The sequence below is a fragment of the Serratia sp. NCCP-200 genome (assembly GCF_059697885.1).
Genome location: NZ_BAAKUJ010000006.1, coordinates 127,405 through 139,712, shown reverse-complemented (window position 1 = coordinate 139,712; position 12,308 = coordinate 127,405). Strand labels below are relative to the sequence as shown.

The 12,308-nt window shown below is 52.5% G+C and carries 12 protein-coding genes; 2 read left to right on the top strand and 10 right to left on the bottom strand.

The window, feature by feature from the left end; all coding sequences use genetic code 11:
• Positions 1-17 precede the first annotated feature (17 nt).
• The 10 genes from AC6HVW_RS19310 to AC6HVW_RS19265 form a co-directional block, all read right to left on the bottom strand.
• A complete protein-coding gene (locus tag AC6HVW_RS19310; protein ID WP_497569637.1) occupies positions 18-416 on the bottom strand; it encodes a hypothetical protein in 399 nt (132 codons plus the stop codon).
• 612 nt (positions 417-1,028) lie between these two features.
• Positions 1,029-1,808 carry an outer membrane protein gene (locus tag AC6HVW_RS19305; protein WP_037376481.1) on the bottom strand — a complete coding sequence of 260 codons (780 nt, stop codon included), beginning with the start codon at positions 1,806-1,808 and terminating at the stop codon, positions 1,029-1,031.
• A gap of 142 nt (positions 1,809-1,950) precedes the next feature.
• On the bottom strand, positions 1,951-2,517 hold the full coding sequence (locus tag AC6HVW_RS19300; RefSeq protein ID WP_209529090.1) for a fimbrial protein: 567 nt from the start codon (positions 2,515-2,517) through the stop codon (positions 1,951-1,953).
• A 17-nt stretch (positions 2,518-2,534) separates the two neighbouring features.
• A complete protein-coding gene (locus tag AC6HVW_RS19295; RefSeq protein WP_497569636.1) occupies positions 2,535-3,569 on the bottom strand; it encodes a fimbrial protein in 1,035 nt (344 codons plus the stop codon).
• Between the two features lie 15 nt (positions 3,570-3,584).
• Positions 3,585-6,221, bottom strand: a complete 2,637-nt coding sequence (locus AC6HVW_RS19290; protein ID WP_209529088.1) for a fimbrial biogenesis usher protein — start codon at positions 6,219-6,221, stop codon at positions 3,585-3,587.
• 99 nt (positions 6,222-6,320) lie between these two features.
• A complete protein-coding gene (locus AC6HVW_RS19285; protein ID WP_209529181.1) occupies positions 6,321-6,968 on the bottom strand; it encodes a fimbria/pilus periplasmic chaperone in 648 nt (215 codons plus the stop codon).
• 129 nt (positions 6,969-7,097) lie between these two features.
• Positions 7,098-7,646, bottom strand: coding sequence for a fimbrial protein (locus AC6HVW_RS19280; protein ID WP_021807339.1), 549 nt, complete (start codon positions 7,644-7,646; stop codon positions 7,098-7,100).
• Between the two features lie 65 nt (positions 7,647-7,711).
• Positions 7,712-8,269 (bottom strand): type 1 fimbrial major subunit FimA, encoded by a 558-nt coding sequence (fimA, locus tag AC6HVW_RS19275; RefSeq protein WP_021807338.1) that lies wholly within the window; start codon positions 8,267-8,269, stop codon positions 7,712-7,714.
• A gap of 438 nt (positions 8,270-8,707) precedes the next feature.
• A complete protein-coding gene (locus tag AC6HVW_RS19270) occupies positions 8,708-9,301 on the bottom strand; it encodes a tyrosine-type DNA invertase (RefSeq protein ID WP_209529085.1) in 594 nt (197 codons plus the stop codon).
• Positions 9,302-9,568: 267 nt separating this feature from the next.
• The gene (locus AC6HVW_RS19265) at positions 9,569-10,042 is read right to left on the bottom strand and encodes a YfjT/YkfB family phage-associated protein (RefSeq protein WP_021807336.1); all 474 of its coding nucleotides are present in this window, start codon (positions 10,040-10,042) and stop codon (positions 9,569-9,571) included.
• Positions 10,043-10,488: 446 nt separating this feature from the next.
• Between AC6HVW_RS19265 and AC6HVW_RS19260 the strand changes: the two genes are divergently transcribed.
• Positions 10,489-10,752: a PAAR domain-containing protein gene (locus AC6HVW_RS19260; RefSeq protein WP_059199172.1), complete on the top strand. Its 264-nt coding sequence runs from the start codon at positions 10,489-10,491 to the stop codon at positions 10,750-10,752.
• A 90-nt stretch (positions 10,753-10,842) separates the two neighbouring features.
• A complete protein-coding gene (gene tssC / locus AC6HVW_RS19255; RefSeq protein WP_497569635.1) occupies positions 10,843-12,303 on the top strand; it encodes a type VI secretion system contractile sheath large subunit in 1,461 nt (486 codons plus the stop codon).
• Positions 12,304-12,308 lie beyond the last annotated feature (5 nt).

Below are 12,308 nucleotides of genomic sequence, written 5' to 3'. Positions count from 1 at the left end.
GCGGTGTTACCCTGCATTCACGGGAAAAGAAGCCAGTAACATCCCAGTGCCAGCATGCCCATCCAGGCGGCTCCCAGCGCGCCACAAAACACCACTTCTTCGGTCGGAGACAGTGCAACGCAGCGGCCTGCGTTAAACACGGCAACCAAAGTCGCCATGCCCAGCAGCAGGCTCAACGAGTTTTGGATAGGTGGCGAAAGAGAAAACCCCGCTATCTGAGAACACCACATGGTACCAATCATGAGTGCCCCGATGCGCAGCGACCCAAGCATCCCGGTATCCCCGCGCAAAAATCGCCAAAGCCACCAGGCAGGAGCGGGTTGTGGGGGAGGTAACATCCACAATCCGCCAATCAGCAATGCCGTGATACCCATCCACAACATCACCAGTACGGCCAGAGCCACCAAAAATGTCATGAACACATTATCTCCATCACTCACTGCTCATCGCACTTGCCGTAATACGTTACCCATCGAGAAATAACGTCAACCGTATAAATTGAAATTCCACCATTACACAAAAAGCGCATATATTGGCGAAAGCTCTTGGCGTGTTAGCTTGCGGAATTAAGAAGTAAAAACACTGAGCGCGCGTCAAACAATTTTCGCCCTGATAACCCCATAAGTCACGCCAGCTCGTCTATCGACAACGTTCTTCTACATGTCACATCCACCCGCCGCGCGCATGAAAAAATAGATGTAATTAAGTAGGTTAGCTCGATAAACACATCGTTAAAATAAAGCCTGACAAATAACCACGCTCAGTTATCCAATGGTTAATTACCTTTATTTTCATGTCGATTAAATGTATTCAGACTTCGGTTTCTGACGACTCCATAATGTTTAATAAAACAAAAAACAGAAAAAACAAACAGTATACCAGCAGCAATAATCTCCCACATAGAATGCCCTTGGCCTGATATTTAGGCAAACACATAAAAATACAGCACAGCAATCCGCCAGGGGTGCCAATACGTCACATTAGGTATGAAAACCTCATCGGCAGCCGTCATTCAATGTGGGATGAGGTTAAAAGTGGTAGCGTACACCGGTATGTAGAGAATGCAGTTGCATCTTAGAATGCACATCGCCATCCCCTTTGATGATACCGTTGGCCGCAGACCAATGCGTGGTAATGTCCCCCGCATCCGTATAGGTGTAACCCAGTTCTACCGAGACGTGTTCTGTCACATCCCAGGCAACGCCGGCTCCCAACGCCCAGGCCAGATTGGTCTTCTTGCTGCTGTAGCCGTCTTCGGCCAACGCCTGTCCGCCCACATTGCTGCTGGTCGCGATATTGTGTCGCACGAATGCTGCCCCCACCCCTGCCATGACATACGGTGTAATGTCGTTGCCCAGCGGGAAGTCATAGAAGGCGTTCACCATCAATGTATTGACGCGTGTCTTCTGACGAACGTCGGCTGTCGCCGGTAACGCGAAGTTGTTTTTAGCATCCCCGTTCCAATAACCGTTGGCTGACGGTTTGAACGAGAAGTCTTTCTCGGATTTACCGAAGGTCTGGAAGGCCAGCTCCGCCCTGACAGGCTGCTGCCAGTCGTCCGCAAAGCGATAACCCACGGCAATCGACGGCGAGAACACTGAAGAGGAAGTATTCTCCAACTGCGATTTACCCATATCCCAGTTCAAAGCCCCTACCGTAGTCCCCGCTTCACTCGCCGTATTCTCCGAATTACGGAACTGTGATGCTCCGAGTTTGCCGGAAAGGTAAAAACCGGATGAAATTGTTTCCGCCATGGCTCCCGCTGACATCAGCGAAAAAATCACTCCTGACATTATGCGCATTTTCATTATCACTGCCCTCTGCCTCAAAAATTAGCTCTTAATATTTCGCTGTAAGACTCAGCACGCTCCGTGCACGCAAACAATTTTCCTATCACGCCAGGCAAACCCGGTTTAGGCGGAAGCGTGTTTGACTTCGAGCAAAACGGTATTACTGATAATCCAGCGTAAATGTCGCCATTGAATTGGCCGTCCCCGCCGTGACGGCACCGCCTGCCCTGACATAGCGGGCATAAAACGGGATCGATACGCCAGGAGCATTCATTGCAAACCCATAGGTAGGTGTGATGTAACCCGGAGCAATGCGTTTGCGGTTCCAATCCAGCAATTCCACACCAACGTTTGTTGCCGTACTACCTGCCGTTAGAGCGAATAACCCACTGTTATTAGCATGCGGCGTTCCACTCCAACTGACCTTGACGCCAGGTGTAGGTCCACAATCCTCAAGGTTGATGGTAAAGCGCGTTAACGGCATCACAGCCGGAGTTTCCACAAACTGTTTGGTCGCCCAAATACCCAGGTTTACCGTTTTGTCGATTGAGTCCGTGCTGAGTGAGCAGGCTGGATGTATCAACGTTGCGCGCATATAGAGGTTAATCACGCCCAAGTCCGCCCAGGCGGGTGTCAAGGCACTTAACCCCGCTACGAAAATGAGCGGACGAATAAACTTCACGCCCTTCCGATAAGGAGAACGGGTGATGGAGTCAATAGATAGCATTATTCATTCTCCATTTATCAGGGGAAGTCCACACGCAAATACGCCCGAGACGTCACTGGCCCTTCAGTCGGTTTATTACCAGTCACGCTGACGGGATAGGCCTGAATAGTGACGTTTTGACGTGCATTGCTATCCAGCACGAAAGGGATCACACTGGATAAATTATTTGGAACCAGTGAAGTTCCGTTATTATTAGTCACGCGGAACCCGACATCATTATTCTCATCCGAGACCACAATATTGCCATTGGTTTTATCCGCCTGCAGGCGCATGGTTAGCTGGGCATTCCCGGCAATATTGTCACACTTGACGCTGACCGTTTTCGATTTGGGCTGAACGCCTTGCGCAATAACGCCAGCAGTATTAAATGCACCGGATGATAAGTTACCGAAGTCGATATTAATCACATCTCCCGTATTTAACTCACATGACTGAGAAGCACTAATATTTACATCAACATATATCCTTTGTAAAATGACTTGTTTTGATGCACACCCATACGGCTGGCACCGTCCTATCTCCGCCAGCAAAATATTTTTCGAATAAGCCCCTGAAACAATTTTTTTATCAATCCTTAATTGAACCTGCATATCAGAAGGCAAATTGGTCGTCACTTCACCCTGTTCAAAAACCCGATCACCCCCTATATTTGGCCCAGTAGCATTCACGACCTTCGCATTATATGGTGCATAATGTTCACCTCGTCTCAAACCAATGGATATATAATCATCGATTTTTTGATAGACGTATTGCCCCGGATTTGTATACGGTGGCGCCACCGCCCCGCCAATATAAGATACCCACTCCATTTCAGTCCCGGCATTATGCTGAATCCTCTTTTCTGAGAGAGTGATATTTTCACTACCATACGTTCTTCCGACCTCATTTTCACTCGACGATAAGTTTCTATTAATATGAAAATTAAGATCCCCACACCCGGAAAGGCAAGTTACAGCCATTGCATCTCCAAAATAAGACAGTGAAGTGAAGCAAAATAAGAAAGAAAAATACGTACTCTTGTTACCGGCAAAGGGTAAATTAAATCTGCTCATGTCATCACCCGACTATTAAATACACCCAGCACGCGCATAACTGATGCCGCGCTTCTCTGCGTCTTTGCCCAACTGGTAGCTCACCGTGCATTGCTGCGATGCCGCATGACCCCAGACCACGTTCAGTTTGCCGTTAGGTTTCAGGCCCGACATGAATACCTGACCCGCATCACCCACGATGCCACCACCGCCCCCCGTCTCATCACTCACCGACGCCCCAAACGGAACCGGTTTGCCATTACGCTGCATCAGCGTGATTTTCGCCCTGGCGCCGATGCGCGCATCGAAGTTGGCTCGTACCAGAGCGCCTTTGGTTGGCACCACGTTGGTGACAGCATTTTCCAGCTCGGCGTTGTCCTGCAGCGTGGTCGTATCCAGCGCAATACGGTTCGCCCGGTAAGAAGTGGCATACGGCACCACCGCATACCCCCGCCAGTCGGTGCTCACCCCTGTCGCGTTCTGCACCCGAACGCCGTCTGCGCCCGGCGCCTTGACCAAAACGTTGGTATCACCCAGTGGCTGACTGAGCGTTACGCCGTCCGCATGCGCCACCACCCCTCCGCTCAGGCCGTAGTTCACCTGCTGGTAGTGTTTGCCGTAGCTGTAGCCAATATTGCTGTTTGCATAGCGCCCCTGATAACTCAAACTCGCCGTACCGGTAGCACCGCCGCCCTTCGTGGTGTGGCCCTGCTGCACGCTATAGCTGAGGTTATTGTCATCCAGTAATGTGCCACTGACGCCCGCCTGTTGAGCAACCTTGTTGTCCGCGTCATGCGTCACCGAATACGTGGCGTAAGCCGTGTTGGTCGAGTTGGTGATATCGCGCGCCTTCCCCGTCCCCGTCAGCCAGCGACTGAGTGGTACCGAGACGTTGAATGCCACGCGACGGTCCGCATCGCTCAGGCCCGGGCTCTTGTTCCACGACCAGTTCAGGTTGTAGTTGATGTCTTCCCAGTTGCCGCTATACCCCACTTGCCACAGTTGGTCTTTCTCACCGGTCCGCCAGTAGGTCTGGTGGCTACCGGTCACGTACGCCGTGCCCACATCAAACACTTGCTGGCTGATGTTGAGTTGCAACCGTCCTTTCTTGCTGTAATACAGGTTGTGGTAGTCCAACAGCTCCGGTTTCGTATCAACCGGGCCGTCCTGCGTCTTCAGGCGATATCCTTCCATCTGGCGCCACGCCGTTTCGCTCAGCGTGTAGAACCCCTGGGTTGAGTAGCGATACCCCAGCAACTGGAAGTTGGTGCCGTAATCATTCAACGACTTGGCGTACAGGAAGCGCAGCGACTGCCCTTCTTTTTGGCTGTCGTCAGGCAGCACGCTGCGTGCATGCGTCACGTCCGCTGAGACTGCCCCCCAGTTACCCAGGTTTTTACCTGCACCAAACGCAAAGGACTGGTAGTTGTCCGACAACTGGGAGCCGCCATACATCGTCACCCCTGCCGGTAACCCCCAGATAAGCGTCCCCTGCCAAAAGTCCGGCGAGTCCTGCAGGTCAGAGCCGGAACGGAACTCACCGGCCGTCAGGGCGTACTTCACCCGCCCCTCACGTTGCAGTACCGGCACCGCCGAATACGGCACGGTGAACTGGCTGATGGTACCGTTATTTTCACGCACGGAGACCTGCAGGTCGCCACTGGTTGAGGTCGGGAACAGGTCGGTGATTTCGAACGCCCCTGCCGGTACGTAGGTCTGATAAATCTCATACCCGTTCTGTCGGATGGTCACCTGCGCCGGGCTGTTCGCCACGCCACGTACGGTCGGCGCAAAGCCGCGCATGCTGTCCGGCAGCATGCTGTCATCGCTGGCAAGCTGCACACCGCGGAAACCGACGCCGTCAAACACATCCCCTTCGGTGTAACTGTCACCAATCGTCAAGGCGCTCTTGAGTGGAATGATGCTGCGCTGCGCATAGGTGCTGACGTTACGCCAAGTGTTGTTACGGTAGCGCCCATTTTCGCTGTAATTCCAGGTACTATAATTACGCAGTCGCCACGGCCCGATGTTCAGCCCGCTGTTCAGGTTCAGGAAATAGCTGTTGTAATTGGCGTCGCTTTGGGTGTTCTTACTGTTGCTCCCCGAGAAGCTGTAGTTCAGCAAGCCGGCCGTGATGCCGTTGTCCCAACGCTCAGGCGGAATATATCCCCGAACGTTATTCCTGAACGCCGCCTGAGGAATGCTGATATCAAGACGCTGGCGCTCAAACTCGAAGCGTGTCTGCGCCTTATCAAACGACGCAGGCAGGTCGGCACATTGCTCTCCCGTCAGCTTCAGCAGCGCTGGCGACGCCTGAATGTTAACATCCTGCTTCTCCAGCCAGGCACGAGACAGGCAAGGCATCAGACCAGTGTCGTCCGCCCCTTTCCGGCCTTTTTGCAACGCATCAAACCGCACATCCTGCGTGCCGATATATTCCTCATTAATGTAGACCTCAACACGGTACATTCCAGCCGGTTGACCTTCCCCTTGCGCAAAACGGGATAGGTCCGCTACTTGCGAAGCATCGCCGGAGAGAAACGCCGGGTTGAAATACTCTTCCGCGTAGCTAAAATTCACACCCAACCCCATCATGGCAAAGCACGGAAGCAGAGATAGTTTGGCCCACACGGCATTTTTCCTGAAATACGCCGGCAGTTTGAAATACTGCATAACTTACTCCTCTGGCAGCACAAACGGGCAGTCGCTATTTTCTGACCGCGCACTGTTACTTAATTCTGATATTCAGCTCCTGCCGTCAGACTTTACCCGTCAGTTAATCTGAACCTTGGTTGCAGGCGTATTGGCACCGTAATCGTTAATTGTTTGATAGCTTAATGTTCCCGTTGCCACCCCGTTCGGCAGTGCCACGCGCGCACTGGATTTTGGCGGCACCATCGTGGTATCGATATTCCGACCACCGATGGACATATTCACCAGCGTCACATAAAACGGTGAGCCATTACTGATATTCAGCGAATCACCGCTGCGGTTAAATTTCAGCATGGAAGGCGCATCCGCCGACTTTTCCGCCAACCCGGCTGGGCGAACAAACATCTTTATGCGGGCCAGCACGGCAATTTGCAGAACATTATTATCTTTGACCTCGTCCTTATTGATTGACGGGATCGCCTTGCTGTTCAGCCAATATAATGTCTCGCGATCTTGGGGCAGTTTTTCACCGCTATAAATAATGCGCAGTGTATTTTCACTTTTCGGTTTGCTGACAAATAACGGCGGTGTCACAATAAAGTCTTCCGTTTTTTTGCCCGCTTCATTCTCCACCCAGGTCTGAATCAAATACCGGTTATGTTCATCACTGTTATTGACCGCCAGCGAAACCTGTCGTGCATCCGCCGGATAAACCACACGCGTAGAGCCAAGCGCAATACCGCCCGCCCAGGAAAACGACGGCAACATTAACAACGCACTGAGACCGGTGACGGTAATGGCTTTTTTAAATTGGAAAAAATAAGAATAAAACACGGAAACCTCACTTTTACTCATTCCGCACCCGGTAGGCATGCCGGTATAGAAATATCGTCGTGATTATTGATAGGTGAGCGCGAACCAGGTAAAGACATCGGCATTCCCCCCGGTCACCTGACGCGATGTTGCCCGATAGCGCGCATGAAAGCGCAGGCTGTTATCCCCTTCATGCAGGCGACTCCAGACGCGCGGCTGAGTATTAGGCGCGATAATTTGTCCTTGCTCATCAAACAACGCCAACCCGACCCCCGTGGCCGCATTCACTCCCTCCCCGGCTTTCAACACCAGTGGATCCTTGCCGTCCGTGACGCCAAAGAAAGTCACGCCGACCTGGTCACTGACGGCCGTGCTGCATTCCGTCAAACGGATACTGAAGCCAACCGGCGACGTCAAACTTCCCACTCCGCTGAACTGGTTGCTCCGCAATTGCCCCATGTCTACCGTCTGATTTTGGCTATCGGTAGCAACCGTACAGGCTTCCGCCGTCAGCGAACCGCGAAAATGAGTGATCCCACCGTCAATCACGACGTGATGCCGATCCCCTGCCAGGGCATCGCCGGACGCCATGAGCAGGAGCACGATCCCTGCGCACAACTGTTTTTTGCACACTTTCGCCTCCTGTTTATCGGTAAAGACCGCCGTTACCGGCGGTCAACATGTCACAGGACAAAAAATCAGTTGTATTCCATCTTGAAGGTCGCATCCGCGTCCGCTTCACCCGGAGTGACGGCGGTTTTGGTGGACTTGTAGCGGGCGGTGAAGCTCAGCACGTTGGAGCCATCAACCAGTTTCTGTGCCGTTGAGAACACGGAACCGTCCGGCTTCAACACTTTGCCGGTGTGATCGGAGATTTCAATGCCCACACCAGATGCGCTACCGGCGGCACCACCAGCGATATTACTCACGGTCAGTACAGTCGGGTCGTTCGCATCCAGGCTGCCATAGAATGAGGCTGCCGCTGTGGTTGACACGCTAGTATCACAGTCTTCCAGCTTGATGGTGAACGGCACCGCATTGGAGCGTGCACCTACAGAAGTAAAGTTAGCCGTGCGGAACTGACCCATCTTCACGGTTTGATCAACGGAGTCCGCGCTAACCGCACAGGCCGCGTTGACAATCTGGCCGGTGAAGTGAACGGTACCGCCGGTTACAATTGCCGCTGACGCCACGGTGCCTGCGGACAGCAATGCCAGTCCCAGAACAGATTTGATAAAACGCTGCTTGCTCAACATACGTAAAGTACTCCTTACTTAAACCTTGTTAATTTCGATAGAAAAAATCGACGACACCATGTCGTATCCGCCCCGACATTCGGCACCTGAACCTCACCGTCACTGTCTAAAAGGCATCATTCCAGTTAGTCAATTAGGACCATTTTGACTATCTCGTTTTGAAGCAGACGAATTACCCAATTCGCACCAAAATGGCGAAGTAAAGCACCGGTAATATTTTGATTTTTAATAGATAAAACTATTTTTAATTTTTAAAAATAAGACTAACAAAAGGAATTAAGTAAAGGATGTGGATTCAAGATGAGGCGAAAAATGAAGGAAATGACAATCAGGAGAAAAAGACAAAGCACTTTTGCCTTTGTTTACAATAAGGTATAAATTAAGTAGTGGAGATGTAAAAAAGTATTGCGCTTTTCAAAAAGCCAATCTAGAATGACTTTAACAGTTTGGTCCTATTTGTCTCCCTCGCAGTTTAACTTTTCCTTGCCACACCCCTTCGAAGCGTTCAGCGTTGCTGGCCGTGTAACTGACCGTATGACGAATATTACGGTGCCCCAGATAGTCCTGTATCAGACGCGTATCAATACCCCGGTCGGCCAGCGCGAAACCGCAGGCATGGCGAAGCATATGCGGATGCGATACCACGGGGATATTGGCCTGCACCCCAAATCCGCTGATAAGTTGGTACACCCGCTGGCGTGACAGTTGACCGCCTTGGCGAGAGAGAAACAACCAGTCGCTCTCTGCCCCCGGCTTGGTCTTGCGGATTTTTAACCAGGCGCGTATCGCTTTTATTTCGTTGTTCAGCAGCGGATGATTGGTGCTAAACCCATTCTTCATCCGCCGGATATACAAGCTCTTCGCCCGCAGGTCCATGTCCGACAGCCTCAATCGACAGACCTCACTGACGCGAAATCCGTGAATAAAGCTCATGTACACCAGACAATAATCCCGTTGCGGATTTTGGCTCTCCTTCGCACAGTTCAAGAGACGCTCCACCTCTGACTGCGTCAAATGCTTTCGTTGATTCATACTACCTCTTCAAACACTCGAGACTCATTTCACATCGCGAATTATCCTGCCTTTATCCCATGTGAAACACTTGAAAGCACCGTGATGGTGCGCCCATTCCCTTGATTACCGCAGATGAACAGCTCAGAGCATCAAATCAAAAAGTTACTTAAAAACAAGATAAATAGCCAGCCAACGACCAGCCTGCAGGATTATATCACGGTGAGCGGGGTCGCACTGTGACTTCTTTGCTGGCGACCCCGCGTAAAGGATAACGTAGCGACTTCGTTATGGAGTAGGTAATGGCGTAAAGACCACCTCGGGCACACACCCGCTGGATGCCAGCGGCGGCAGGCTATCGGCAGCGCGACGTAACGTAAAGGTGGAGGGAAAAACGTCATCACTCCACACGGCCAACTGTTTTCCCTGGCGCAATTTCTCCCAGGCGCTCGCAAACGCCCGCAACCCCGTGGAGGACGTCAGCTCATTCACCAACACCGCTTCGCCACCATCCACAGAGATAAATAGCAGCACGGGTTGCGTCTCAAAGTCATGGTTGGTGAAGCGCTGACCCTCTTCATTGACATAAATGACATAAGGCGTGCCGTTGGTGGTGCAAATCAGGGTAAAACTGGATAACCCGTCCCCTTTCACTGTATAGGCGGTGGCGCGCCCCCACTTTTTATCCCCTTCGTAGGCATAGAGCGGCGCCATCGCGCCCAACAACATTCCCACTACTGTCACCATAATACGTTTGAACATTCACTCTCTCCTTGTTGGCAATGATTACGCCTCTCCTCTCACGACTTCAACCGCGCTTCGCTGAGACAACTCGTGACACATGGCGCAACATGGCAGAGTCATGTTGCTTGTCGCCTCGATGGCGAGCAAAAAAGCAACACAACCAATTGCAACGTTAGTTTATTATGAACAAATAAACTAATAACCTATGGTGACTAATTGTGAGTTTGTTTTACCTGATGCACATTTAAGACGTAGATAAATCGGTCGGAGCCGGTTTGAGTTCGCTGACCTCATCCTGGTTAAAGCAATGCAATGAACGCTTTATCAATGCCTCCAGATTGATGCTAAAAGATCCCCTTTATTCCTATGCTGCTCACAGATTCATTAATCACCGTTATATTTCAACTTTTTTCCATTCTAAACATCCTGTAATCTGATAAGAAAATACTAACTATGGTGGGCGTATGGCAGGGAAGGCCGTGATTTTACAAGGCGACAAAACCTCTCATGGTGGGGTCGTGTTACAGGGATCGTCAGTGATGCAGTTCTGCGGGACGAACGTAGCGCTGGTAGGGCATTTGGTGTCCTGTCCGCAATGCAAAGGGGTCTTTCCGATTGTCACTGGCGCAGAAACCACACTGGTCGGCGGGGTGCCTGTGGCGCTGGAAGGCATGAAAACCGCCTGCGGGGCCGCTCTGATTGCTTCACAACATGAATGTAATGCCTGACGGCAACGTCGTTCAGCGCTAATCACTCCGCCAGAAGCGGCAGAGTCGCAAAATAATGGACAAGACGCTTTACCAGGGAGCAAGGATGCCGTGGCTACGTTAGATACGCTACAGACCAATTCAGACATTTCCCCACCGCGCACCTCACTCGCCGCTGGGCTACTTGCAACGCTGCACGGCAGTGAATATGCGGTGAGCCACGCGGATATCGCGCTGTTGCTGCGCGCCCTGCCGGAACAAGGCCGTGGCGTCACCCTCAACATTCTGCTGATTGATCGCCTGCTGCGGGAGCTGGATCGGCGCCTGAGCGCCCAGATGGATGCAATCCTGCATGCTCCGGCGTTTCAGCGCCTGGAATCGACCTGGCGCGGGCTGGCCCTGTTGGTCGATAACATCCCGTTTCACGAGAACATTCAGCTGACGCTGCTCCATGCCACCCAGGAAGAGCTGCTGGCGGATTTCGAGTTCTCCCCAGACATTACCTCCTCGGGCTATTACCAGCATGTCTATTCGGCAGGCTACGGCCAGTTTGGTGGGGTGCCGGTAGCGGCGGTGATTGGCTGCTATGATTTCACCCCCGGTGCCGCCGATATCAAACTGCTACACTACCTCAGTGTGGTCAGCGCCATGGCGCACGCGCCGTTTCTGTCGGCGGCAGACGCCACCTTCTTCGGCGTTGATTCATTGGCCGACCTGCCCGCCATTCTTGATTTGGATGCGGTCATGGCTGCACCGACACATATCCGCTGGCAGGCACTCAGAGCTACTCCGGATGCCCGCTATTTGGGGCTGACCGTGTGCCGTTTTTTGCAGCGTGAACCTTATACCCCGGCGTCACAGCAGGTCCGGCAATTTGTCTATCAGGAACAGATTGCCACACATCAGCACCTGCTGTGGGGCAACAGCGCCTTTTTACTGGCGCTCTGCCTGGCGGGCAGCTTTGCCCGTTATCGCTGGTGCCCGAATATTATCGGGGCGGAGAGCGGCGGAGCATTCCGTAACCTGCCCGCTCGCTACTATGCGGCGCTTGGGCGTTGGCAAGAAAAGATCCCAACCGAGACGCTGCTGTCGGACCAGTGGCAGTACCGCTTGTCGATGGCCGGGTTTATTCCGCTTGGGGTGCGCAAGCAAGGGCAGGACGTGGTGTTTTATTCGGCCAACTCAATCCAGTCGCCGCAATATACCGACCTCACGCCTGAGGGGATGAACGCCCGGGTCAATGACCAACTGGGGGCGCAACTGCCTTACCTGTTTATCATCACCCGGCTGGCGCACACCATCAAAGTGCTGCAGCGTGAGCGGCTGGGTAGCTGGCGCAATCGGGGAGACCTGCAGCATCAGCTCAACAACTGGTTAAAACGCTTTGTCTCCGATCAGGAGAACCCACCAGCCAGCGTTCGCAGCCGCCGCCCGTTACGCGCTGCACGCATTGAGGTGCAGGAAGTCGCGAATGATCCCGGCTGGTATCTGACACAGTTGCATGTGCAGCCGCATTTCAAACACATGGGCTCCAACTTCGTCCTCGCCTTGACCGGGCGTCTGGATAAATAACCTCC

Excerpts from the sequence above, each read along its gene's own strand:
- AC6HVW_RS19305 (WP_037376481.1), bottom strand. The coding sequence starts at position 1,808 with ATGAAAATGCGCATAATGTCAGGAGTGATTTTTTCGCTGATGTCAGCG.
- fimA (WP_021807338.1), bottom strand. The coding sequence starts at position 8,269 with ATGTTGAGCAAGCAGCGTTTTATCAAATCTGTTCTGGGACTGGCATTG.
- AC6HVW_RS19300 (WP_209529090.1), bottom strand. The coding sequence starts at position 2,517 with ATGCTATCTATTGACTCCATCACCCGTTCTCCTTATCGGAAGGGCGTG.
- AC6HVW_RS19285 (WP_209529181.1), bottom strand. The coding sequence starts at position 6,968 with ATGTTGCCGTCGTTTTCCTGGGCGGGCGGTATTGCGCTTGGCTCTACG.
- AC6HVW_RS19290 (WP_209529088.1), bottom strand. The coding sequence starts at position 6,221 with ATGCAGTATTTCAAACTGCCGGCGTATTTCAGGAAAAATGCCGTGTGG.
- AC6HVW_RS19270 (WP_209529085.1), bottom strand. The coding sequence starts at position 9,301 with ATGAATCAACGAAAGCATTTGACGCAGTCAGAGGTGGAGCGTCTCTTG.
- AC6HVW_RS19310 (WP_497569637.1), bottom strand. The coding sequence starts at position 416 with ATGACATTTTTGGTGGCTCTGGCCGTACTGGTGATGTTGTGGATGGGT.
- AC6HVW_RS19260 (WP_059199172.1), top strand. The coding sequence starts at position 10,489 with ATGGCAGGGAAGGCCGTGATTTTACAAGGCGACAAAACCTCTCATGGT.
- AC6HVW_RS19295 (WP_497569636.1), bottom strand. The coding sequence starts at position 3,569 with ATGAGCAGATTTAATTTACCCTTTGCCGGTAACAAGAGTACGTATTTT.
- AC6HVW_RS19265 (WP_021807336.1), bottom strand. The coding sequence starts at position 10,042 with ATGTTCAAACGTATTATGGTGACAGTAGTGGGAATGTTGTTGGGCGCG.